Here is a 21,882-nt window from a genome sequence, read left to right on the forward strand (position 1 = left end):
AGGGCTAACAGTGTCGAAAGGCCGAATGATTCCGGGGGCAGCCATGACTGCCCCGGATAGTTCAGGCCCGGACAGGTCAGGCCCGGATCATTCCGCCCATTGCCACGGGCGCGAATAGTTGCCCAGTGCCTGCCTTACGCCGTCATCCGTGACGGAGGCATTGTCCGCGACCAGTTCGGCCACCAGACCACGTTTCTTATCCTCGAACACGCGGGTGACATGCGCCTCGACACCGGCATCGCGCAGGGCCTTGTCAAACACGCGGGTGATGGCAGACGCGCGCAGATCGGGCTTGAAGATCTTTCCCACTGCGGTTTTCGGCAGTTCGTCCATGATTTCGAGGTGTTTCGGAATCGCGGCCCGCTCCCCGATATGTTCCTCGGCATAGGCCATCAGCGCGGATTCGGTGACGGTAGCACCCGCCACAAGCTCCACATAAGCAGCTGGCAATTCGCCGGAATGGGCGTCGGGCTGACCAATTGCCCCCACGAAGGCGACCTCCCTGTGACCCGACAGGGCTTCCTCGATGGTTGCGGGGTCGATGTTGTGACCGCCCCGGATGATCAGGTCCTTCGCCCGGCCGGTGATGAAGACGAAGCCATCCGAGTCGATCCGCCCCAGATCGCCGGTGCGCAGGAAATCGCCGGCGAACAGTCCCACATTCATGGAGCTGTCGGTGTAGGTGGCCCCGACGACGACGCCCGGATTGGAGATGCAGATTTCGCCAACCTCGTCCGTTCCGCATTCCTTGATGATCTCACCCTTATCGTCGCAGTGCAGGATCTTCGCGTCCGTATAGGGAAACGGAAGTCCGACGGAGCCGATCTTGCGCTCCCCCGTGGCAGGGTTGCATGAGATCAGGCAGGTCGCCTCAGTCATGCCGTATCCTTCGAGGATCCGTACGTTCGTGGCCTCCTCGAAGCGCCGGAACAGCTCGACCGGCAGCGGTGCGGACCCGCACAACGCATATTTCAGGCTGGAGACGTCGGCATTGATCTTGCGCTGCATCAGAGCGCCGGCGGCAGTGGGAACCATCACCATGAAGGTCGCCTTGTACCGCTCCACCAGTTTCCAGAAATTGTCGAACACACCGTCACCGCGATAGCCCTGCGGGGTCGGCATCACCATGTGCGCGCCCGACACCACCGCCGTCATCAGGATGGGATAGGCGGCGAAGACGTGGAACAGCGGCAGCGGTGCCAGCAGGACGTCCTTTTCCGAGAACAGAATCTCGGTCGAGACCCATCCGTTGTAGATCATGCCGGAATGACGGTGCTGCGCGATCTTGGGCATTCCCGTGGTGCCGCCGGTGTGGAAATAGGCGGCGATCTTGTCGTTCTGCGGTTCCGCGAAATCCAGCGCCTTTGCATTCATCTTCGCGATTTCGGCGTTGAAGTTCAGGACATTCGCATCGTGCCCGCGCACCGCCTTGGGCCGGATGAGCTTCGCGATCCACGACACAGGCGGCGACAGGTAGCGGGTCAGATCGACTTCGAGGATGGTCTCGACGTTGGGTGCCTCGGCGCAGGCCAGCGCGGCCAGTTCGGCCACGTCGGATTTGGGCATCGGGGCCAGCGTGACCAGAACCTTCGCATTGGTGTCACGCAGGATGGAGGCGATCTTCTCCGGCTCCATCAGGGGATTGATCGGGTTCACGATCCCCGCCGTGGCCCCGGCCAGCAAGGTGATGACGGCCTCGTTCGCATTGGGCAGCAGATAGGCCACGACATCGTCGTCACCCACCCCCAGACTGCGAAACAGGTTCGCGGCCTGAGTAACCTTGCCCAGAAGCTGCGCCCAGGTGTGGGTTTCCGCCTTGTCCTTGGGACCGGACTTGATCTGAAACGTCGTGGCAGGGCGGTTGCCGTGGGTCTGCGCGGTCTGCGCCAGCTGTTCGTAGACCGTCCTGGCTGTCCAGCGCTTCTCGATCGGCATCACCTGTTCGATCGCAATCTTGTCGGCAAGAGTCGACATGTTCGTCATGGTCCGTATCCCTCCACTGATTGTGCGTGCCGCATTGTCCGCGGTCATCGTTGTTGCGATGCAGAATGCTCAGCAATTACGGTGACACAAGCCAGACGCCGCGTCAAAAGCGCACATCCCTCGCGGCAGGTGCCCCTTTCCGTGAGGTGCCCCTACCGGGAATGCGTTTTGTGCAGAAGTTCGCAAGGCCACGCAACAGGACCGATTCCGGCTCAGATGTCGTTCAGTCCGTCCGTGAACTGCAAGCGGGCCAGTCGTGCATACAGGCCGTCCTGCGCGATGAGCGTATCGTGCGTTCCGATGGCGACGATCTGACCGCCCTCCATCACCACGATCCGGTCCGCCTTCTTCACCGTCGCCAGACGGTGCGCGATCACCACCGTGGTCCGGCCCTGCGACAGCTCATCCACCGCCTGCTGCACCGCCCGTTCGCTTTGCGCATCGAGCGAGGAGGTCGCCTCATCCAGCAGCAGGACCGGCGCGTCGCGCAGGATCGCGCGGGCGATGGCGATGCGTTGCTTCTGCCCCCCCGACAGCATCACGCCCCGCTCCCCGACATAGGTGTCATACCCGTCGGGCAAGGCCAGCAGGAAGTCGTGGGCAGCGGCAGCGCGGGCCGCGCTCTCAACCTCCGCATCCGTGGCGTCGGGGCGGCTGAAGCGGATGTTCTCACGCGCGGAATCGGCAAAGATCACCGGTTCCTGCGGCACCAGCGCAAAACGGCTGCGCATCTGCGTGCGTTCCAGCGTTGCGATGTCCACGCCGTCCATCTCGACCGTTCCGGCATCGGGATCGTAGAAGCGCAGCAACAACTGAAAGATCGTGGTCTTGCCCGCGCCCGAGGGTCCGACGATGGCGACAGTCTCACCCGGTGCGATGTCCAGCGTCACGCCTGACAGGGCGGCAACCGTCGGGCGAGCGGGATAGTGGAACGAGACGTCGCGCAACGCCACCGCACCGCGGGGGGCGGGCAGCTGCGCAGGATGCTGCGGATCGCGCACGGGATCCTCGGCCTGCAACAATTCGATCAAACGCTCCGTCGCGCCTGCCGCGCGCATCAGTTCCCCCCAGATTTCGGACAGGGCCCCCACCGCGCCAGCCACCAGAATTGCATAGATCAGAAACTGGAACAGCGTGCCCGGCGTCATGGTATCCGCACGCACATCGCGCGCACCCAGCCACAGCACGCCGACAACCCCCGCGAAGACGAGGAAGATCACGATGGCGGTCATGGCCGCGCGCACCTTGATCCGGCGCTGCGCGGACGACAGGGCGGCATCGGTCAACCGTCCGAACGCGGTGCGGCTGGCTGTCTCATGCGTGTAGGCCTGAATGGTCTGCGCCGCCATCAGCGTTTCGCTGGCCTGCGCCGAACTGGCGGCGATCCGGTCCTGATTTTCGCGCCCCAGTCCGCGCAGGCGGCGCCCCAGCAGGACGATGGGCAGGATCACCAGCGGCACCAGAACCAGCACCGCGACCGTCAGTTTGGTCGAGGTAAAGAGCATCATCACCAGCCCCCCCGACAGCGTCAGCACATTGCGCAGCGCCACCGAAACGCTGGAGGATATGACGGAGAGGATCAGCGTCGTGTCGGTGGTCAGGCGGCTCAACACCTCACCCGTCATCAGACGCTCGTAATAGACCGGCGACATACCGATGGCGCGATCATAGACCGCCTTGCGAATGTCCGCGACGACACGTTCCCCGATGATCGTGACCAGCATGTAGCGGATCGCCGTGCCGACCGCCAACAGCGCGGCGATGCCCAAAGCCGCCGCGAAATAGGCGTCCATCCGGCCCAGATCCTCGGCAAGGAAATTGTCGATCACCCGACGCCCGGCGAGGGGCAGGATCAAGGTCAGCGCGGCCGTGAACGTCAGCGCCAGTCCCGCGCCGATGATCCAGACGCGATAGGGGGCGAGGAACGGCGCCAGACCCCGGATCGGGGATAGAGTTTTCGCGCGTGCGCGACCCTCGTTCGTCTCGGCCATTTCGACACTTTCGGTAAGCTGCGTGCTGCGATGTAACAACCAATGCGGGGCACCGCAACCGGGGGCGGGTTCAGTCGAACGGATCGACCGGTGCCCAATCGTCATCGACATCGTCCGGATCGATCGGCACGACCGTCTCGTTGATGTCCTCCTCAGGCTCCGGCACGTGGATGCGCACGAATTGCGCCTGTGGGAAAGCCTGCATCGCGGCCAGGACCAGCGGGTGCTCGCGGGCCTTCGCCTCCATCGTATCGGCCAGGGCGGCGTTGGTTTCCGCCAGCGTTTCGGCCCCGCCCTCGGACACCAGCGTCACGGCCCACCGCACGCCCGTCCACGCATGAAGACGTTGTTGCAGAACCGAGGCCAGTTGCGGCGGTGCATCCTCCGTCGGCTGAAACTCGATCCGGCCTGGGCTGTAGCGGGCGAGGCGAACGTAGCGTTCCACCTGAACCAGCAACTGCATGTCGCGCCGTTTGCGGATCAGGGCGACGACGTCCTCGAACTGCGCATAGCGTGCGAGCGGGTTTTCCTCCGCCTCCGCCAATGCCACGGTCTGCGAGACGGAGCGCATGACAGGGGTGCCGCCCAGCGCCGCGCGCGCGGTCGTTCCGCCCCCGCCGCCACCACCATTGCCAGCGGAGGTCGCTTGCGCCACCCCGCCGCCCGTCGCGCCACCATTTTGCAGCTTGCGCACCAGATCCTCGGGGCTGGGCAGGTCGGCCACGTGGGTCAGGCGGATGATTGCCATTTCAGCGGCCATCATGGCATTGGGCGCGGCGGCGACCTCCTCCAGCGCCTTGATCAGCATCTGCCACGCGCGTGACAACGCGCGCATCGGCAGCTTCTCCGCCATGTCCAGGCCGCGCGAGCGTTCGTCCGGCGTGACGGTTGGATCCTCGGCTGCCTCGGGTGAGATCTTCACCACGCTGATCCAATGCGTCACCTCCGCCAGATCGCGCATGACGGCCAGCGGATCGACGCCAGCGGCGTATTGTGAAGACAGTTCTGCCAGCGCGCCCGCCGCGTCGCCCCGCATGATCGTATCGAACAGGTCCAGCACCCTGCCCCGGTCCGCCAGCCCCAGCATCGCGCGCACCTGATCGGCGGTGGTCTGGCCCGCCCCGTGGGCGATCGCCTGATCCAGCAAGGACAGCGCGTCGCGCATCGACCCTTCGGCGGCGCGGGTAATCAGGGCCAGCGCGTCCTCTGCCACTTCGGCGTTTTCCTTGCCCGCGATCTGAGCGAGATAGGCCATGGTCTGCTCCGGCTCCATCCGCCGCAGGTCGAAGCGCTGGCATCGGCTGAGCACGGTGACAGGCACCTTGCGGATTTCCGTGGTGGCAAAGATGAACTTCACATGCTCGGGCGGTTCCTCCAGCGTCTTGAGCAACGCGTTGAAGGCGGAGGTGCTGAGCATGTGCACCTCGTCGATGATATAGACCTTGTAGCGGGCGGAGGCGGCACGATAGCGCACGGAATCGATGATCTCCCGGATGTCCCCGACCCCGGTGCGCGATGCGGCGTCCATCTCCATCACATCGACATGGCGCCCCTCGGCGATGGCGATGCACGGTTCGCATTGGCCGCAAGGTTCGGTCGTGGGGCCACCCTGCCCGTCCGGCCCGATGCAGTTCAGCCCCTTGGCAATGATCCGCGCGGTGGTCGTCTTTCCCGTACCGCGAATGCCCGTCATCAGAAAGGCATGTGCGATGCGGTCTGCCTCGAACGCGTTCTTGAGCGTGCGGACCATGGCGTCCTGCCCGATCAGATCGGCGAAGGTTTCGGGGCGGTATTTCCGCGCGAGGACTTGGTAATTGGAATCGCTCATGGGGCCTCCGGAAACGGTCGCCGCAGCCTAAGGTCCCCGTGGGTGAGGGGCAACATCGGGCGTGCGCTTCGCGCTCAATCCTCGCGGCGGAATGCACCCCGGCACTCAACCGGGGGAGCAACGCCAAGCATCGCGGCATTATCACCTGTCAGCGCGCGCCACCCGGAACTGCGGGAAAGCTACGACGCTGACGACCTCGCCCTTAAGGCGGTTACGCGGGTGCGGTGCGCGATATAGAGCGTGGACGCCACGATCATCGCCGCACCGGCAGCGGTATAGCTGTCGATAACTTCTCCGAACAGAACGTATCCGGCCCCGCCGATCAGGACGAGCCGCAGGTAGGTGATGGGCGCCAGCAAGCCCGCATCGGCATAGCGATAGGCCTGAATATCCCCGACATTCCGCGCGGCACCGCAGACCACCAGAACCGCCAATCCGATCAACGCGGAGGAGCCGTGCGGCATCTGCCAGACAGGCAACGCGATCGGCACGCTGATGACCAGCGTCACCACCACCGAGGACACGAACGCGGACAGCGCACCGTCCACGCGCGCGATGCGGCGGCTCATCGACAGGGCGATGGCGAACAGCAGGGAGGACCCGAGCGCCGTCAGCATCGCGACCTCCAACCCGATGAAACCCGGTCGTAGAATGATCAGAGCCCCTGCGAATCCCGCCAGAACCGCGCCCCATCTGCGCGGGCCCACACGTTCCCCCTGAAACACCGCCGCCAGGATCGTTGCGAAAATCGGAGCGGTAAAGAACAGCACCGTCGATGTCGCCAATGGCAAGTGGACCAGCGTGAAGAATCCCAGATGCGTCGAGAACCCGATCAGCGCCCCTCGGATCAGATGGTCGCGGGGTGAGGTAAAGCGCAGCTTGCGCCAGATCAGCGGCAGAACTGCCAGAATTATCAATGTCGTGACCCCTGCGCGCAAGGTCACGACCATGCGGCTGTCCACATCCGCCGCGACATAGCGCACCGCAACCGACATGGCTGAGGCGGTGACGACGGAAAAGAACATCCACGCCAGTCCGCGTGCATTGTCCGGTTGCTCTCGGGCGGGGTGTGGCAGGGCGCCGCCTGGGGGGGATTGTTGCACGTATCGTCCTCGACTTCGGGCCGGAAGACGCCCTGAAACGGGACTGCGCTGAGGCTGCTTCGCGGCTGTGATACGACGCACGATCGTGCGCGCCACACCGGTCTTACGCCCACACCCCGGCTTGGGGCACGGGCAAAATTGTGCGGTTACAATGCCACCTCAGCGGCCCTGGAACGTCTGCTGCCATTCCTCGCGCTGCTCATCGGTAATCTTGGCGAACAGGTTTTCAGGCACGCTGAACGCATGACCCGGCTTGAGCGTGTCGAGCGCCGATGCCACGTCGTCGGGCCAGTCGAGGTCGGTGTTCAGCGCCTCTGCCAGCATCGCGGAGGCGTCCGGGATGAACGGAACAGACAGCGCTGCGTAAAGACGGCAGAGGTTCAGCGCGAGGCGGATGATCCCCGCCGCGTGCACCGGATCCTGCTTGAAAACGGCCCAGGGGGCGGTTTCCTGCAAGTATTCGTTGCCCGCGACCCAGATCGCGCGCAGTTCTGCCGTGGCCTTGCGAAACTCCATCGCCTGCATGTGCCCCTCGTAGAGGGTGACGCGACGGGTCAGCTCCTCGATCAAGGCCTGCTCGGTTTCGCCCATCGGGCCATCGGGGACTTCCTCGCCGAATTTGGAGCGACAGAACTTGGTCACGCGGGACACGAAGTTGCCCAGAACATCGGCCAGATCCTTGTTGCAGCCCGCCTGAAAACTCTCCCACGTGAACTGCGCGTCGGAGGTTTCGGGCACGTTGCTCATCAACCACCAGCGCCAGTAATCCGACGGCAGCACGCCCAGCGCCTGATCCATGAAGACCCCCCGCCCGCGCGAGGTGGAGAATTGCCCGCCCTCGTAGTTGAGGTAGTTGAAGGACTTGATGTAATCGACCAGCTTCCACGGCTCACCCGATCCGATGATCGTGGCGGGAAAGCTGAGGGTGTGGAAGGGCACGTTGTCCTTGCCCATGAATTGAACATAAGTCACGTCGTCGGCGCCCTTGTCCGTGCGCCACCAACGCTCCCAATCGTCGAACTTCTCCGCCGTGGCGGCAATATAGGCGATGGGGGCGTCGAACCAGACGTAGAAGACCTTGCCCGGCAGATCGGGCACCGGCACGCCCCAGTCCAGATCGCGGGTGATGCCCCGATCCTGCAGGCCGTCACCGTCGTTCAACCACTTCTTGGCGATCGAGGTGGTCAGCAAAGGCCAGTCATGCTTGCCCTCGATCCAGTCGGAAAGCTCGGCGCGCAGTTGGCTTTGCTTGAGGTGCAGGTGCGTCGTCTCACGCACCTCCAGATCGGTGGCGCCCGAAATGGTGGATCGCGGATTGATCAGGTCGGTGGGGTCCAGCTGCTTGGTGCAATTGTCGCACTGGTCACCGCGCGCGGACTCGAAACCGCAATTGGGACAGGTCCCCTCAACATAGCGGTCGGGCAGGAAGCGGCCGTCGGTGACGGAATAAATCTGATGTTCCACAACCTCGGCAATCAGGCCCTGCTTGGCCAGTTGAGCCGCGAAATGCTGCGTCAATTCGTGGTTCTGCGGACTGGACGAGCGCCCGAAATGGTCGAAAGCCAGACGGAAGCCACGGGCCAGTTCGGCCTGAACCTCGTGCATCTCGGCGCAATATTCCGCAACCGGCTTACCCGCCTTTTGCGCGGCCAGTTCCGCCGGGGAGCCGTGCTCGTCCGTGGCGCAGATATGCATCACCTCGTGACCCCGCGCCCGCAGATAGCGAGCAAAGACGTCCGAGGGAAGCTGGCTGCCCACCAGATTGCCCAGATGCTTGATGCCGTTGATATACGGAATGGCGGAAGTGACGAGATAGCGGGCCATCGGGTTTCCTCATGTCGGTCGGCGCGACCTCTAGCCCATCGAGGCGCGCTTCGCCAGTGGGCGGAGGAAGGCTATGCGATAATTACCCCGGCCAAATACCCTGTCCGGCATCCGCAACCTGCGGCGGGGATATTACGGGGGAGCGAAAGCGTCACAGCCCCAGAACCTGCCGGGCGAAGGGCACGGTTATGCGCCGCTGCACCGCCAGCGCCTGCCGATCCAGATCGGCCAGCGCCCCGGCAATCGAGGCGAGCGAGCGGTCCAGCCGCAGCGCCAGGAAGGCCGGCAGGCGCGGGTCGAGGTCCAGTTGCCGGTCGCTGGCAATCTTGACGATCACCGCATGGATCAGCGCATCGTCCGGTGCGCCCAACGTTGCCAGCCCCGCCGCGTGCAGCCGAGAGGCCAGATCCGCGGTCGCGATGCGCCAGCGCGCAGGCGCGCCCTTGCCCGTGACCAGCAGCTTGCCCCCCGCGCCGGAGAGCATGTTGTGCAAGTGAAACAGCGCCGCCTCCGCCTCACGCGGGGTGGGCAGGTCGGCAATGTGATCGACATCCTCGACCGCGACGGCCCCGATTTCCGCCAGCGCGGGCAGATCGGACTGCGGCAGGTCCACGGCGTCCACCACCACGGCCCCGGCATCCGCCGCCCAGACATGGGCAAGGTGAGTCTTGCCACTGCCACCAGCCCCGGTCAGCGCCAGTTTGCCGCCGGGCCAGTCGCGCCAAGCCTCAACCATCGTGAGGGCCGCCGCGTTGGAGGCGGAGACGAAGAACGCCTCACGGTCCAGCGCGGGTCTGTGCGGCAGGTCGAGGGGTAGCTGGCTCATAAATCCTCGTCCCGCCCCTCGGTCCCGCGATACAGGCTGCCCTGAAGGTATTTTTCCAGTCCGAACCGTGCGAGCACCCCCAGGACGGCTGCGACGGGCACCGCGATCAGCAATCCGGTAAAGCCCATCAGCGCACCGAACGCCGCCAGTGCGAACATCAGCCAGACCGGATGCAGACCGACGGACCCGCCGACCAGCTTCGGCGTCAGAACGTTCCCCTCGACCGCCTGACCCAACGCGAAGATAGCGGCCACGGCGGCGATCCACAGCGGCTGATCCCAGAACTGGAACAGGGCCACGCCGATACTCACCATGCCTCCCATGATCGACCCGATGAAGGGGATGAAACTGATCAGGCCCGCGAACAGGCCGATCACAAGCCCGAATTGCAGACCGATCAGGGTCAGCGCCACGGCGTAGAAGGTCCCCAGAATCAGGCATACCGTCAACTGCCCCCGCACAAAGCCCGCCAGCACGTCGTCCACCTGCCGGGCAAGCGCGCGGATGCTGCTGCGATGCTCACGCGGCAGCCAGCCGTCGATCTTGGCCACCATGCGATCCCAGTCCATCAGCATGTAGAAGGCCACCACAGGTGCCACTACAAGAAGGAGCACGAAATCCAGCAGCGCGATGCCGGATGCCAGGATCGAGTTGGCGATGTCGGGAATGCGCGCACGGATCGTTTCCGTCGTGCTGTCGATGGCGTCGCGCACGTCCGAGCCTTCCTCCAGAAAATCGGGGAAACGTTCTTCGAGGAAATTGCGCAACGTCTCGGCATAGCCGGGTGCGGCGGCGATCAGCGATTGGGTCTGGTCGATCACCACCGGGATCAGCAGAACCAGTACGATCATCGCGCCGAGCAGCACGCCGACCGTAATCACCACGGTCGCCCACAAGCGGGAAAATCCAGCCCGCTCCAACCGGTCCGCCACGGGGTCCAGGAAATACGCGATGGTCATGCCGACCAGAAACGGCAGCAGCGTATCCCCTATAAACCACAGGAACGCGAAGAAGATCAGGGCGCCGATCCCCCAATAGCGCAGTTGTTGGCCTCGGCTCAGTGCCATCTCGAATGCTCCCGTGGTTCGGGCGCAGGTTTACAGGCCGGAATGCCCGGTGGAAAGGCGGGAGTTCGCCATGCCCGGCAACCCCCCTGCGAGGCGGACGCCGCAGGCCGCGCTTCCCCCCGGCAATCATTCGATCTGAAGTGAGCGGTCTAAAGGGTAATCGGGCGCATCACCTCCGGCTCGATCACATTCACATCCGGCAAGGCCTCGCGCAGGACATCCGCCGATTGCTCCAACAGGCCGAAGGTCTGGTAGTGGCACGGGATCACCGTTTCGAAATCGAAGAACGTCTTCGCGGCATAGGCGGCACGCTTCATGTCCATGGTGAAGTGCCCCCCGGCGGCCAGAATGCCAATTTGCGGGTGGTGCAGCGCCTGGAACACAGCCATGTCCACCATGACATCCGTATCGCCCGAGAAATAGATCGTCTTACCCTCGCCCGCGATCATGAATCCGGCCTCGCCCCCGGCATAGCGCGGCCCATCGGGGGTGGAGATGCTGGACGAATGGGTCGCGTTGACCATGGTGATCGCGACCTCGCCCAGCTTGACCGTACCCCCCTTGTTGAACCCGATGGTGGAGATGCCTTCCTTCTCCTCCCACCAGCTCATCAAATCGAAGATACCGACGACGGGAATGTCCAGTTCCTTCGCAATGCCCACGACATCCGCCGAATGGTCGCCGTGACCGTGGCTGAGCAGGATCGCGGTGGCGCCGGTGATCGCGCGGCCCCTTTCGGCGCTGGCGAAGCTGGGATTGTCGGCGAGCCATGGGTCCACCAGCAGGATTTGATCGCCGATCTCGATACGGAAGCCGGAATGGCCGAGCCAGGTGATTTTCATTTGCGTGTCCTCGTCAGAAAGTCATGGTACGGCACAGCCGGATGGGGAACAACATGGACTGGTCAGCCCAGATCGACAACTACTGCGAGCGTACGGATTTCAGCTTCTGGTCCGAGCCCGCCAATGCCGTGACGAACGCCGCGTTTTTGATCGCGGCGGTCGTGGTGTGGCGCATGGTGCGGGATCGGGCGGATCCCGGTGCGCGGTTGCTGCTGGTCATTCTGACGGCAATCGGTGTCGGATCCTTCATGTTCCATACATTCGCCACGCGCTGGGCCAGTGCGGCGGATGTGTTTCCGATCCTGCTGTTCATACTGGTATATCTGTGGTTGGCGACGGTGCGCATGCTGGACCTGCCCCAGTGGGCCGGGTTCGTCGCGGTGGCGCTGTTCCTTCCCTTTTCGGCCGTGATCGCAAGCGGCATCGCGGCCGTGACCGGCGGGCTGAACGGATCCGAGGGCTACATCCCCACCGCGCTGCTGATCGCGGGCTATGGCTTGTGGCTGCTGCCGGGCAAGCCCCGGACCGGGCGCGGCCTGCTGATCGGCGCGGCGGTGCTCGCGGTCTCGTTGATCGTGCGGTCGCTGGACCCGGCGATCTGCGCGGTGGTGCCGTTGGGGGTGCATTGGCTGTGGCATGTCCTGAACGGCATCATGCTGGGCTGGATGATCCTCGTCCTGGATCGGCATGACCGGTCGCAGCCCTGTTGAATCGCAGCCTCGTCGAGAAGACTTCGCGCCGAGGCATCTTGCCGATCCCGGCGCGAAAGCCGATATTGGGGGGATGAACCTTCCACCCTCCTTTTTCGACGAACTGCGCGCGCGCACGTCCCTTGCCGCCGTTGCCGCGCGTAAGGTCACGTGGGACAGCCGCAAATCGAATCCGGGCAAGGGCGACATGTGGGCCGCCTGCCCGTTCCATCAGGAAAAGAGCGCCTCGTTCCACGTCGATGACCGCAAGGGTTTCTACTATTGCTTCGGTTGCCATGCGAAGGGTGACGCCATCGGCTTCGTCAAGGAAACCGAGAATGTCAGCTTCATGGAAGCGGTCGAGATCCTCGCCCGTGAGGCCGGAATGCAGATGCCCGCCCGCGATCCGAAGGCTGTCGCCAGGGCGCAGGAACGCGCCGGACTCAGCGACATCGTCGAAATGGCAGTAAAGTTCTATCGCGGGCAGCTTTCCGGTGCGAAGGCCGCCGCCGCACGTGATTACATCTCCCGTCGCGGCCTGAGCAAGCAGACCGTCGAGCGGTTCGAGATCGGCTATGCCCCCGCAGGCCGCACCGTTCTGTTCGAGCATCTGCGCGGCAAGGGGATCGACGCGAAGGATATTGTCGCCTCGGGCGTGGCGGCCCAGCCCGACAGCGGTGATCCCTATGACCGGTTCCGCGACCGCATCGTCTTTCCCATACGCGACGCGCGGGGCCGCGCGATCAGCCTGGGCGGGCGCGCGATGGACCCAAACGCACGGGCCAAATACCTCAACGGACCGGAGACGGAGCTGTTCGACAAGGGGCGCGCGCTCTACAATCACGGCCCCGCGCGTGAGGCTGCGGGCAAGACGCAATCGCTGGTGGTGGCCGAGGGCTACATGGATGTGATCGCGCTGGCGCAAGCTGGAATTGGCCACGCGGTCGCCCCCCTCGGCACCGCGATCACGCAGGGGCAGCTGGCGCTGATGTGGCGGATCACGGATGAGCCGGTCATCGCCCTGGACGGGGATAAGGCCGGCATCCGCGCAGCGCAGCGCCTGATCGACGTGGCGCTGCCGATGCTGCAACCGGGCAAGAGCCTGCGGTTCTGCATGATGCCTGCCGGTCAGGACCCCGACGACCTGATCCGAGAAAGCGGCGCATCCGCAATGCACGCGTTGCTCGACGGTGCCCGCCCCATGGTGGAGTTGCTGTGGGAGCGGGAGACGGAGGGCCGCGTCTTCGACAGCCCCGAGCGGCGCGCGGCATTGGATGCAGACCTTCGCAAGTTGCTGCAAATGATCGAGGATCCGTCGATCCGCAATCATTACGCCGCCGCCCTGCGCGAAAAACGGCAGGCCCTGTTCGGCGGCAATCGCAATCGGCGCGGCGGGTTCGGAAAGGGCGTGCCCTGGCGGCCCAAGGGCGCGCCCGAACCGGCCAGCGCGGGGGCTCGTGCCTCGTTCCTGGCGCGTGAGGCGCACGCGCTGGACGATCACGTGCGCCTGCGCGAAAGCGCGATCATCGCCGGATGTCTGAATCATCCCGACATCGCGCTGAAGCTGGAGGCATCGCTGGAACGATTGCCAATGGCCTGTGCCGATCTTATCACAGTGCGCGACGTGCTCTTGTTTCATCTGACCAGCCCCCTACATCACGATGCCAGTGCGGCTGTAGAAGCGACGATGACGCAAATCGGCTATGACGCGCGGGAACGGCTGAATACGCTGGGCAACGTCCGGGTCGCGCGACATCTGGCCCCCGAGGCCGACGCAACGGTCGCACAGGCCGCGATTCTGGAGGAGATGGCCAAGCTGACCGCCGAAATGGGCATCCGCGACGAGGTGCGCGACGCAGAGGAGGATCTGCATGGCGTTGCCGACGAGGGTGTCACTTGGCGGCTGCAGCAGGCCAGCCTTGCACGCGACCGGGCATTGCGCGGTTACAAGGACGAAGACGCCGAAACCGGCGGTGAACAGGAATTGTCAGACCATCTTTCGCGTTTAATCGCGGAGCAGGTCTGGATAAAGAAACGCTAAAGCAGCACGGGCCGAATCAGTATCGATTCAGTATCGTGCAGGATATTTCGCTGATTCGGCCCTGATTCGGGTATGGAACGGCACGGTTTGACGGAGTGCATCATGGCTGCAAACGACCTCGAACAACGCAAGGACGAGGATCAGGAGAGCGGATCGAGCTCCATTCTGGACATGAGCCAGGCCGGCGTGAAAAAGATGATCACGACGGCCAAGGCGCGTGGATACATCACTTACGACGAGCTTAACACGGTGATGCCCCCCGATCAGGTCTCGTCCGAGCAGATCGAGGACGTGATGGCGATGCTGTCCGAAATGGGCATCAATGTCATCGAGCCGGAGGAAGCCGAGGAAGAGGACGCCAAGGCCCCCAGCGACGCCGAAGCATCGACCAGCCGCGAAATCGCCACCACCACGGCAAGCAATGAAACACTGGATCGCACCGACGATCCGGTGCGGATGTACCTGCGTGAGATGGGATCCGTCGAACTGCTGAGCCGCGAGGGCGAGATCGCGATCGCAAAGCGGATCGAGGCGGGCCGCAACACGATGATCCTGGGCCTGTGTGAAAGCCCCCTGACCTTCCAAGCCATCACGATCTGGCGTGAGGAGCTGATGGAAGAGGCCATCATGCTGCGCGACGTCATCGACCTGGAAACCACTTTCGGTGAAACGCTGGAGGAGGAGGAAGAGAACGAGGTCACGACCCCGACCGATTCCACAGATGATGCATCCGGGGAGCAGAAAACCGAAACCACGGATGAGGACGACGAGGAAGAGGACGAACAGGCGAACCTGTCGCTGGCCGCGATGGAGGCTCAGTTGAAGCCGCAAGTCCTCGAAACGCTTGACCGGATCGCGAGTGACTACACCCGTCTGGCCGCCATGCAGGACGACCGCATGTCCGCCGCGCTGAACCAGGCCAGCACGTTTTCCACCTCGCAGGAACTGGACTATCAGCGCCTGCGCTCCGAAATCGTCGAGATGGTGAACTCGCTGCACCTGCACAACAACCGGATCGAGGCCCTCGTCGACCAGATCTACGGCATCAACCGCAAGATCATGTCGCTGGACGGCGACATGGTGAAGCTGTCGGACCTGTCGCGGATCAACCGCAAGGATTTCATCGCTGAATATCGCGGTGCGGAGCTGGAACCCGGCTGGCTGGACCGTGTGGGTGAGAACAAGGGCCGTGGCTGGTCCACCCTCGCCTCCGTGCACCGTGAGAAGGTCGAAAACGTCCGCGCTGAAATGGGAGAGGTCGGCACCTATATCGGCGTCGATATTCCCGAATTCCGCCGCATCGTTCAGCAGGTTCAGAAGGGTGAGAAAGAAGCCCGTCAGGCCAAGAAGGAAATGGTCGAGGCAAACCTGCGGCTGGTGATCTCCATCGCCAAGAAATACACGAACCGGGGCCTGCAATTCCTCGACCTGATCCAGGAAGGCAATATCGGCCTGATGAAGGCCGTGGACAAGTTCGAGTATCGCCGCGGCTACAAGTTCTCGACCTATGCGACATGGTGGATCCGTCAGGCGATCACCCGCTCGATTGCCGATCAGGCCCGCACGATCCGTATCCCGGTTCACATGATCGAGACGATCAACAAGCTGGTCCGCACCGGTCGCCAGATGCTGCACGAAATCGGGCGGGAGCCGACGCCCGAGGAACTGGCGGAAAAGCTGCAAATGCCGCTCGAAAAGGTCCGCAAGGTCCAGAAGATCGCCAAGGAGCCGATCTCTCTCGAAACCCCGATCGGAGACGAGGAGGATTCGCAGCTCGGCGACTTCATCGAGGACAAGAACGCGATGTTGCCGTTGGAGGCCGCCATTCAGGGCAACCTGAAGGAAACGACGACGCGGGTTCTGGCATCACTGACCCCGCGTGAGGAGCGTGTGCTGAGAATGCGTTTCGGCATCGGCATGAACACCGATCACACGTTGGAGGAGGTCGGGCAGCAGTTCAGCGTGACCCGCGAACGTATCCGCCAGATCGAGGCAAAGGCCCTGCGCAAGCTGAAGCATCCGTCGCGCAGCCGCAAATTGCGTTCTTTCCTCGATCAGTAACTTTTTCGGGGCGGGGGCCAGATGCCCCTGCCCCGGTTTCAGGCTGATGGACGTCGTTTCTGCTGTGAATGGCCGATATTCTCCGCCCAGCTTCACGCAGATGTCTTGCAAAACCGAATACGTGGTGCGGTTCCGGTCTCGCTTCTTGAGACTCAAATCCCCATTCAGTCAGCGCAGCTCAATCGGTGGGGGTCAGGAAGATCTCGTTCACGTTGACATGCGCGGGCTGGTCGAGCGCGTAGACAACAGCGTTCGCGACATCCTGCGACTGCAACTTGTCCGGTTTGCCCTCATCGAAGAACGGCGTATCGACCATCCCCGGCGCGATGACCGTGCAGCGGCCGCCCCATTCCTTCATTTCCGCTGCCAGATTGCCGCCATACCCACGGACGAACCATTTCGACGCGCCGTAGACCGATCCAGCAATGTGACGTCGCCCGGCGGCCGAGCCCGTCATGACCATATGGCCCTGGGTCCGCTTGAGGTGCGGCATGGCGGCCTTCGCCGTCCACAGAACCCCCAGCACGTTGATATGGATCATTTGGTGCCACTCATCCGTATCGCCGTTCTCGGTGCCGGCTGAGGAAAGACCCGTGCCTGCATTCGCGTATGCGGCATCGAGCTTTCCGAAATGTCGCACGGTCCGTCCAATGGCTTCGACCTGCTGTTCGTAATCGGTCGCATCGCCGGGCAGCGCCAGCACACTTGCCCCGAATTCGCTGGCCATCTCCGCCAGCTTGTCCTCACTGCGCGCCATCATGCCGACGGACCAGCCAGCATCGACCGCGGCCCGAACCGTTGCCGCGCCGATCCCGCTGGATGCACCTGTCAGAAAAAGTACCCTGTCACTCATGCCGATCTCTCCGTTTTAATGTTGTGTACCAACGGCATCCCGCCGGGGCCGTTCCATGGGATGCCTGTTTGATGAGGAGAAGACGATGCAAACAACGCTGAGGATCCACACACGCGGCGCAGGGCTGACCGAGTTCACGCCTGAGGTGCAGGCATTGGTCGAAAGGCACGGGCGCGAGGCATCGCTGGCGTCCCTGTTCGTGCAGCACACCTCCTGCTCCCTTCTGATACAGGAGAATGCCGACCCCGACGTATGCCGCGACCTGCGAGCCTTTTTCGACAGGATGGTGCCGGACGCGAACGACCCCGCGATGCGCTATCTGACCCATCGTGCCGAGGGGCCGGACGACATGCCGGCGCACATCAAGGCGGCGGTGCTGCCCGTCAGCCTGAACGTTCCCATCGCAGGTGGCGCATTGGCGCTGGGCACATGGCAGGGGCTATATCTGTTCGAGCATCGTTCGGCCCCGCACGAACGCAAAGTCGTGGTGACGCTGATCTAGAGGATTGCATATTGTGAATTCATGTACACTTCGCGGGTACCTCCAAAATACATAAAGAACAGTTATTTACCGCCTCTCGGTGATGCAGTTTACAATGTGTGGGCAAGATGCGCGATCCAGTATTGCTTGCATGAAACGACGTTCAGAACGCATTATGCCCGCGAAATATAACGCACCTGACCTAGGAGACAGAAAAATGCTCAAGACATTATTGGCCACCGCCGCCATGACTTTCATCGCCGGGGCAGCTTATGCTTGCCCGAACATTGGATTTTCCGGCCCGACAATCAATGCTTCGGCGACACAGTTATACTCGGCACAGAACTATAATGTTACGGCTGGCGGCAGTTCCGATGTCTCGCGCTGCGGTATCCGCACGTATAACGGCGTCTCCCCCACGGGATGGGTCGCACAGTCGCCCGACTTCGAGCTGAACTACTACAAGGATGCGAATTACAGCCTCGAATTGCGTGTGGTCAGCAATTGCGACAGCGTTCTGCTGATCAACGATGGCGATGGGGATTGGTTCTTCGACGATGACAGCAATGGCAGCAGCGCGAACGACGCCTTGCTGCACATCAACAACCCGGCCAGCGGCACCTACGATATCTGGATCGGCACCTTTGGGCCGCAGACCTGCGCCGCCCAACTTCAGATCGAGACGTACTGAGGCGCAATGCCCTGAGCCACAGCGAAATCGGATGCCAGACCCCGGGTTCGGCATCCGATATTTGGCAGGCATCCGCGCGTGAACCCTTGCCACCCCTAGGCATGGCAGGCAAAGTGGCACGAACCACCACCGATGGCTCGCAGTGCCAAATCTGCACTGCTGGACGGAGTTCGCCACATGCGCTGCCCTTTTTGCGGAAATACCGAAACTCAGGTAAAGGATTCCCGTCCGGCGGAGGATCATGTTGCAATCCGCAGGCGACGCTACTGCCCTGCCTGCGCCGGTCGTTTCACCACTTATGAACGTGTGCAGCTGCGCGATCTGGTGGTCGTGAAGAAAAACGGGCGGCGTGAAGGGTTCGATCGGGATAAGCTGGAACGCTCGATCCGCATCGCCCTGCAAAAACGCCCGATCGAAGGGGAGCGGGTCGATCAGATGATCAGCGGCATCGTGCGGCGGCTTGAAAGCATGGGGGACAGCGATATCGCCTCGGACACGATCGGAGAGATCGTCATGGAAACGCTCGCCCGGATCGATACCGTTGCCTATGTCCGCTTCGCCAGCGTCTACAAGAATTTTCAGGAAGCCGACGATTTCGAGGATTTCGTGCAGGAATTACGTCCACCGGCCCCCGAACCCGATACGGATGCTTGAGGGGGATCGCCGCCATCTGACCCACGCGATAAGCTTGGGCCAGCGCGGACTGGGTCGGACCTGGCCGAACCCGGCCGTAGGATGCGTGATTGTCGCCGGGGACCGCATCATCGGACGCGGCTGGACCCAGCCGGGCGGCAGACCACATGCGGAAACGATCGCACTGACGCAGGCCGGCCCTGCGGCACGCGGCGCCACCGCCTATGTCAGCCTGGAGCCTTGCGCCCATCATGGCCGCACCCCGCCCTGCTGCGATGCCCTGATCGCGGCTGGTGTGGCCCGTGTGGTCGTGCCGATGCAGGACCCCGACCCACGCGTCGCGGGCGAGGGATTGCGCAGGCTGCGCGCCGCCGGGATCGAGGTCGTCATCGCGCACGACATGGCCGACACCGCGCGTGAGGCGAATGCCGGGTTCCTGATGCGACAGGCCACGGGCAGACCGCTCGTCACGTTGAAATTGGCCACATCGCTGGATGGCCGGATCGCCACGGCGCGCGGGGAAAGCCGGTGGATCACCGGGCCGGAGGCCCGCACAGCGGTGCACCTGATGCGCGCGCAGAGCGATGCCCTGCTGATCGGTGCAGGAACCGCCCGCGCCGATGATCCAATGCTGGATGTGCGGATCCCGGGTCTGGGCGATGCCAGCCCCCTGCGCGTCATTGCGGATGGCAGCCTGTCCCTGCCCCTGACGGGACGGCTGGCCCGCAGTATCCCGTCGCAACCGGTCTGGCTGATGCACCGGCGCGACGCCGACCGGACGCGGCGCAAGGCGTGGGAGGGGTTGGGTGCCCTGACCTTCGCCTGCCCCACGGACGACACCGGCGCCCTGATCCCGGCGGGTCTGTTGGACCTGCTGGGAGAAAACGGCGTCACGCGCGTGTTGTGCGAGGGGGGTGGAAGGCTGGCCGCCTCGCTGCTGCGCGCGGGGCTGGTGGACCGGCTCGTCTATTTCCATGCCGGGCTGGTGATGGGTGCTGAGGCACTCGCCTCGATCGCGGCATTGCCGGATGAGCCGCTGCCCGACATGGCGCGCTGGACGCTGGTGCGCAGCACGCCCATCGGGCCAGACGTCATGTCCGAGTGGCGTATCTGAGCAGCCGCGACAGCATCCGCCCCTGTCCGGCCAGCGGCACTGAAGGCTCCCTCCCTCCCGCCTCCAACCAACTGACGACCCGTTCCGGGCCGCAACGGCGAAGCGTTTGCGGGTCGAGATAAATCGGATAATCTATCAGCGTGGCATGGGTCAGCATATCGAGATCGGGGCGCGCCCTTCGCCGCGAAACCGAGATGTCGGCGCGGTCCTCCGTCAGGCCCCACCCGGCATAGAACGGCAGGCCCAAGCACGTGACCGGAACCCCCCGCAGCAACGCTTCGAATCCGGCGAGGGAGGTGTTCGTCCACAGCCCCTGAACTTGGTCGAGCAGGGCCGGCAGGGAGACCTGACCAACGATCATGTCGGCGCCCTCTGCTGGCGCGCCACTGCGCAGACCCGCCACAATATCCGGATGGGGCTTGTACAACAGCACCGCGTCCGGCTCCGCCTCACGTGCCATTGCGATCACATCGGCATCGGTCACGTTCGGGCCGCCGCAGCGGACGGAGGCATCGCCGGGCACCTGTCCCGCGATCAGGATGCGGCGGCCCTGCGGCAATGCAGGCAACGCGCCGGACAGGTTGTATTTTCCGATGCCCCCGGCCACCAGCCGTTGCCGCAATCTGGCAGCACGGCGCAGCGCCGCCGCAGGCAGGTCGGGGCTGGCAGCGATATACGCCTCCAGATCCGAGGGGCGCGTCGGGTCGAAATGGATGCCGCGCCGATCATGGATCAGAGAGACCGGCGGCACCAGCGCCGCGCCCAGACCGCGGGAACGGATGAACCCGTCCTCGATCCTGACATCCGCCGTGTGATCCGGCCCCCAGCCCACTGTGACGGGCGCACCTGTGCGTCCCAGCATGCGTGCCACACGGGCGCGTTTCCAGGCCGAGACGTTGCGCAATCTGCTGCGCCCATTCGTCCGCCGATGCGCCTCCACCACAGCGGCCAAATCCTCCACCGCGCGCAACAGGCCACGGTCCCGACCCGTCACGGGATCGGGCCAGATGCTGGCATCACGCATCAGACCGGCAAACAACTGCGCCATGTCGAGTTGGGCAGTCCGTCCAGCGGGGGGATTCAAATCTTCGCTCAACCCCCATCCGGCATAGATCGGGCGTCCATGCACCACAGGACGATGACCGGCGAGGACCGCCTCCAGCCCCAATTGCGAGGAATGCACGTGCACTTCGGTCACTCTAGACCAAATGTCCCAGGGGTTCACGGCAAAGGGCAGCGCGGGCGCGGGCGTCAGCAATCCACGCCCCGATGGATGGGGTCGGACCAGCACCGGCGTTTCAGGATTGCGCTGGCGCGCGACCGCCAGCATCTGCGCGAAATCCGACCGCCCGGCCCCCGATAGGGCCGCATCGCCCGCGATTTGATCGACGACCAGAACGAAGCGGTCGGGCAAGACAGCCCCTTTCGCCAAATCAGAACAGGGCAAATCCGGCCAGTGATTGTATTTCGACAGACGATGATGCCGCATCAGGTCGAGCGCGTCCGCGGTATCCCCATCCGGCACGGGGCCCGCGCTCAGGATCGCCGCGACCTGGCTGTCACTGGTCGCGTCATAATGCACGCCACCGGGATCGAGGATCAGGCCAGCAGCGGGACCATGACCGGGATGGATCGAGCGCAAGAAGCTGTCCTCGATCGTCAGCAGGGGAAGGCCGCGACGCTGCGCCATCGCGATACCGCGCGCGGCCACGCCCCCGCGCCCCCAGACACCGATCGCATCACAGTCCTGCCAACCGGGGACTACCCGCCAGCCCTGACCGCGCAGCGCGTCGCACAGCCAGCGTTGCCGCCAGAACCCCAGCGAAAGCACGCCGAGGCGGCGCAGGTCGTTCAC

General features: G+C 63.9%; 17 protein-coding genes. 7 read left to right on the forward strand and 10 right to left on the reverse strand.

Annotation, left to right across the window (positions count from 1 at the left end; genetic code table 11):
* Positions 1-87: 87 nt before the first annotated feature.
* From G8E03_RS13410 to G8E03_RS13445, 8 genes are all read right to left on the reverse strand, one after another.
* On the reverse strand, positions 88-1,983 hold the full coding sequence (locus tag G8E03_RS13410; RefSeq protein ID WP_166192873.1) for an acyl-CoA synthetase: 1,896 nt from the start codon (positions 1,981-1,983) through the stop codon (positions 88-90).
* Positions 1,984-2,195: 212 nt separating this feature from the next.
* Positions 2,196-3,974 carry an ABC transporter transmembrane domain-containing protein gene (locus G8E03_RS13415; protein ID WP_166192876.1) on the reverse strand — a complete coding sequence of 593 codons (1,779 nt, stop codon included), beginning with the start codon at positions 3,972-3,974 and terminating at the stop codon, positions 2,196-2,198.
* 70 nt (positions 3,975-4,044) lie between these two features.
* Positions 4,045-5,802, reverse strand: coding sequence for a DNA polymerase III subunit gamma/tau (locus G8E03_RS13420; RefSeq protein ID WP_166192879.1), 1,758 nt, complete (start codon positions 5,800-5,802; stop codon positions 4,045-4,047).
* Between the two features lie 179 nt (positions 5,803-5,981).
* Entirely contained in the window at positions 5,982-6,905 is a 924-nt protein-coding gene (locus tag G8E03_RS13425; RefSeq protein WP_166192882.1) for a DMT family transporter, read from the reverse strand.
* Between the two features lie 159 nt (positions 6,906-7,064).
* Entirely contained in the window at positions 7,065-8,729 is a 1,665-nt protein-coding gene (gene metG / locus G8E03_RS13430; RefSeq protein WP_166192884.1) for a methionine--tRNA ligase, read from the reverse strand.
* 151 nt (positions 8,730-8,880) lie between these two features.
* The gene (locus G8E03_RS13435) at positions 8,881-9,555 is read right to left on the reverse strand and encodes an HdaA/DnaA family protein (RefSeq protein ID WP_166192887.1); all 675 of its coding nucleotides are present in this window, start codon (positions 9,553-9,555) and stop codon (positions 8,881-8,883) included.
* Positions 9,552-10,622 (reverse strand): AI-2E family transporter, encoded by a 1,071-nt coding sequence (locus G8E03_RS13440; RefSeq protein ID WP_166192890.1) that lies wholly within the window; start codon positions 10,620-10,622, stop codon positions 9,552-9,554. The genes G8E03_RS13435 and G8E03_RS13440 overlap by 4 nt, the downstream gene beginning before the upstream one ends.
* Before the next feature lie 149 nt (positions 10,623-10,771).
* The gene (locus G8E03_RS13445) at positions 10,772-11,464 is read right to left on the reverse strand and encodes a metal-dependent hydrolase (RefSeq protein ID WP_166192893.1); all 693 of its coding nucleotides are present in this window, start codon (positions 11,462-11,464) and stop codon (positions 10,772-10,774) included.
* A 53-nt stretch (positions 11,465-11,517) separates the two neighbouring features.
* Between G8E03_RS13445 and G8E03_RS13450 the strand changes: the two genes are divergently transcribed.
* From G8E03_RS13450 to rpoD, 3 genes are all read left to right on the forward strand, one after another.
* Positions 11,518-12,174 carry a ceramidase domain-containing protein gene (locus tag G8E03_RS13450; protein ID WP_166192896.1) on the forward strand — a complete coding sequence of 219 codons (657 nt, stop codon included), beginning with the start codon at positions 11,518-11,520 and terminating at the stop codon, positions 12,172-12,174.
* 73 nt (positions 12,175-12,247) lie between these two features.
* Positions 12,248-14,194 (forward strand): DNA primase, encoded by a 1,947-nt coding sequence (gene dnaG / locus G8E03_RS13455; protein WP_166192899.1) that lies wholly within the window; start codon positions 12,248-12,250, stop codon positions 14,192-14,194.
* A 102-nt stretch (positions 14,195-14,296) separates the two neighbouring features.
* Positions 14,297-16,255, forward strand: a complete 1,959-nt coding sequence (gene rpoD, locus G8E03_RS13460; protein ID WP_166192902.1) for an RNA polymerase sigma factor RpoD — start codon at positions 14,297-14,299, stop codon at positions 16,253-16,255.
* Positions 16,256-16,433: 178 nt separating this feature from the next.
* Here rpoD and G8E03_RS13465 read toward each other — a convergent pair whose 3' ends face one another.
* Positions 16,434-17,108, reverse strand: coding sequence for an SDR family oxidoreductase (locus tag G8E03_RS13465; protein WP_166192905.1), 675 nt, complete (start codon positions 17,106-17,108; stop codon positions 16,434-16,436).
* Between the two features lie 85 nt (positions 17,109-17,193).
* Here G8E03_RS13465 and G8E03_RS13470 point away from each other — a divergent pair, with 85 nt between their 5' ends.
* The 4 genes from G8E03_RS13470 (at position 17,194) to ribD (ending at position 20,027) form a co-directional block, all read left to right on the forward strand.
* Positions 17,194-17,610, forward strand: a complete 417-nt coding sequence (locus tag G8E03_RS13470; RefSeq protein ID WP_166192908.1) for a secondary thiamine-phosphate synthase enzyme YjbQ — start codon at positions 17,194-17,196, stop codon at positions 17,608-17,610.
* A 196-nt stretch (positions 17,611-17,806) separates the two neighbouring features.
* Positions 17,807-18,280, forward strand: a complete 474-nt coding sequence (locus tag G8E03_RS13475; RefSeq protein ID WP_166192911.1) for a hypothetical protein — start codon at positions 17,807-17,809, stop codon at positions 18,278-18,280.
* Positions 18,281-18,457: 177 nt separating this feature from the next.
* Positions 18,458-18,934, forward strand: a complete 477-nt coding sequence (gene nrdR / locus G8E03_RS13480) for a transcriptional regulator NrdR (protein WP_166192914.1) — start codon at positions 18,458-18,460, stop codon at positions 18,932-18,934.
* Positions 18,927-20,027, forward strand: a complete 1,101-nt coding sequence (ribD, locus tag G8E03_RS13485; protein ID WP_166192917.1) for a bifunctional diaminohydroxyphosphoribosylaminopyrimidine deaminase/5-amino-6-(5-phosphoribosylamino)uracil reductase RibD — start codon at positions 18,927-18,929, stop codon at positions 20,025-20,027. Before nrdR ends, ribD begins: the two co-directional genes overlap by 8 nt.
* On the opposite strand, the gene G8E03_RS13490 is transcribed toward ribD, so the two are convergent.
* Positions 20,005-21,882, reverse strand: coding sequence for a capsule polysaccharide biogenesis protein (locus tag G8E03_RS13490; protein ID WP_166192920.1), 1,878 nt, complete (start codon positions 21,880-21,882; stop codon positions 20,005-20,007). The two genes, ribD and G8E03_RS13490, sit on opposite strands and share 23 nt — an antisense overlap.

Source organism: Pontivivens nitratireducens (assembly GCF_011290545.1).
In the GTDB taxonomy this organism is placed as follows: domain Bacteria; phylum Pseudomonadota; class Alphaproteobacteria; order Rhodobacterales; family Rhodobacteraceae; genus Pontivivens; species Pontivivens nitratireducens.

Coding starts and splice junctions, on each gene's coding strand:
- G8E03_RS13410 (WP_166192873.1), bottom strand. CDS start 1,983: ATGACGAACATGTCGACTCTTGCCGACAAGATTGCGATCGAACAGGTG.
- G8E03_RS13415 (WP_166192876.1), bottom strand. CDS start 3,974: ATGGCCGAGACGAACGAGGGTCGCGCACGCGCGAAAACTCTATCCCCG.
- G8E03_RS13420 (WP_166192879.1), bottom strand. CDS start 5,802: ATGAGCGATTCCAATTACCAAGTCCTCGCGCGGAAATACCGCCCCGAA.
- metG (WP_166192884.1), bottom strand. CDS start 8,729: ATGGCCCGCTATCTCGTCACTTCCGCCATTCCGTATATCAACGGCATC.
- G8E03_RS13435 (WP_166192887.1), bottom strand. CDS start 9,555: ATGAGCCAGCTACCCCTCGACCTGCCGCACAGACCCGCGCTGGACCGT.
- G8E03_RS13440 (WP_166192890.1), bottom strand. CDS start 10,622: ATGGCACTGAGCCGAGGCCAACAACTGCGCTATTGGGGGATCGGCGCC.
- G8E03_RS13445 (WP_166192893.1), bottom strand. CDS start 11,464: ATGAAAATCACCTGGCTCGGCCATTCCGGCTTCCGTATCGAGATCGGC.
- G8E03_RS13450 (WP_166192896.1), top strand. CDS start 11,518: ATGGACTGGTCAGCCCAGATCGACAACTACTGCGAGCGTACGGATTTC.
- dnaG (WP_166192899.1), top strand. CDS start 12,248: ATGAACCTTCCACCCTCCTTTTTCGACGAACTGCGCGCGCGCACGTCC.
- rpoD (WP_166192902.1), top strand. CDS start 14,297: ATGGCTGCAAACGACCTCGAACAACGCAAGGACGAGGATCAGGAGAGC.
- G8E03_RS13465 (WP_166192905.1), bottom strand. CDS start 17,108: ATGAGTGACAGGGTACTTTTTCTGACAGGTGCATCCAGCGGGATCGGC.
- G8E03_RS13470 (WP_166192908.1), top strand. CDS start 17,194: ATGCAAACAACGCTGAGGATCCACACACGCGGCGCAGGGCTGACCGAG.
- G8E03_RS13475 (WP_166192911.1), top strand. CDS start 17,807: ATGCTCAAGACATTATTGGCCACCGCCGCCATGACTTTCATCGCCGGG.
- nrdR (WP_166192914.1), top strand. CDS start 18,458: ATGCGCTGCCCTTTTTGCGGAAATACCGAAACTCAGGTAAAGGATTCC.
- ribD (WP_166192917.1), top strand. CDS start 18,927: ATGCTTGAGGGGGATCGCCGCCATCTGACCCACGCGATAAGCTTGGGC.